Genomic DNA, 1,358 nt, shown 5'->3' with positions numbered 1-1,358 from the left:
GGCCCCGCCTACGCCGCGCCCGGCTGCCGGGGGGTGCCATGCTGGGCCGGTGCGTCGGGAAGAGCTGTGGTCACGGCTGCGCCACCGCCTGCGGCGGCTGGTCCGACGCATCTGGCCCGGTGCGCCCCGCAGCTGGTCGGACATCCCGTCGACGCTTCGACCGGCGACGGCCCAGGTCAGCAGGTTGACCGGCGCGGCAGTGCTGGCCTACCTCGCCTCGGCGGCTCTCCACTCGCCCGTGATCGACCTGACCGCACCGCTGACCGCCCTGCTGGTGGTGCAGGCGTCAACCGTCAGCACGCTGCGCATGGGCCTGGTGCGTGTCGGGGCGGTGCTGACCGGTGTGTTGCTGGCGATCGGGGTCTCGTCCTCCTTCGGGTTGGCCTGGTGGAGCCTGGGGGCCGTGGTGGCCGTCGCGCTGGTGCTGGCGCGGGTGCTCCGGCTCGGCCCCCAGTCCTTGGAGGCCGCGATCAGCGCGATGCTCATCCTCGGCGTGGCCTCGCACAGCCTGGCCGCCGAGACCCGGGTGATGAACACCCTCGTCGGCGCCGGAGTGGGGATCGTGATCAGCCTGCTGGTGCCGGTCACCATCCCGAACACCCGCGCCCGGCATGCGGTCCGGGGCGTTGCCCGTGCTCAGGCGGCCCTGCTGGACCGGGTCGCCGACGCACTCGCGTCGCGAGTGCCGGCTCCGCAGGAGGCGGACGAGTGGCTGGGCTCCCTGGACGACATCGGTCGGGAGCTGGCCGAGGCGGCAGACGCCGTCGACGTCGTCGAGGAGCGGCGCAAGCTCAACCCTCGAGCCCTCGCCGCGTTGCGCATCCATCCGGAGCTGCGGGTCGGCCTGCAACGGCTGGACCAGTGCCGATCGGCCGAGCGCGCCCTCATCGTGGTGATCAAGCAGGAGACCACGACGCCGAGAGCCCGCGACGACCGGACCCGTGAGCTGCGCCGCGCCTTCTCGGTGGTGGTGGACTCGCTCAGCCAGGCGCTGGACGTCTTCGGCGACCTCATCGCCAGCGACCGGGCCGAGTCCGCCGAGGAGGCCCGCGACCGGTTGGCCGAGCTCGTCGCCGAGACACGGGCCATCCTGACCGAGCTCACCATGATCGACGTCGACGCGCAGGTCGACAGCGGCACCTGGATGCTCCAGGGTTCGATGCTCGTCTCCATCGACCACGTCCTGCGGCAGCTCGACCTGGAGCATCCCGAACAGGCCACCTCCGCATGGAACCCGCGCCCCGGCCTGGAGTGGTTGCCGCGCACCGTCGCAGAGACGGGCCAGAGGCTCGGCAGGCCGGTGCGCGGCCGGGTGAGCGCGCTCATGCGGGGTCGCAGGCGCCCCTGACCGCGCACCG

General features: G+C 73.0%; 1 protein-coding gene. It reads left to right on the top strand.

All coding sequences use genetic code 11. The annotated features are described in order from the left end of the window. Positions 1-1,348: FUSC family protein (locus FRW57_RS21580; RefSeq protein WP_203230476.1), on the top strand; the 1,348-nt coding region annotated here is incomplete at its 5' end. Positions 1,349-1,358 lie beyond the last annotated feature (10 nt).

Source organism: Segeticoccus rhizosphaerae (assembly GCF_009192725.1).
Classification (GTDB): Bacteria; Actinomycetota; Actinomycetes; order Actinomycetales; family Dermatophilaceae; genus Segeticoccus; species Segeticoccus rhizosphaerae.
The sequence above is the reverse complement of the archived record's forward strand: the minus strand, read 5'-3'. Positions and strand labels throughout refer to the sequence as shown.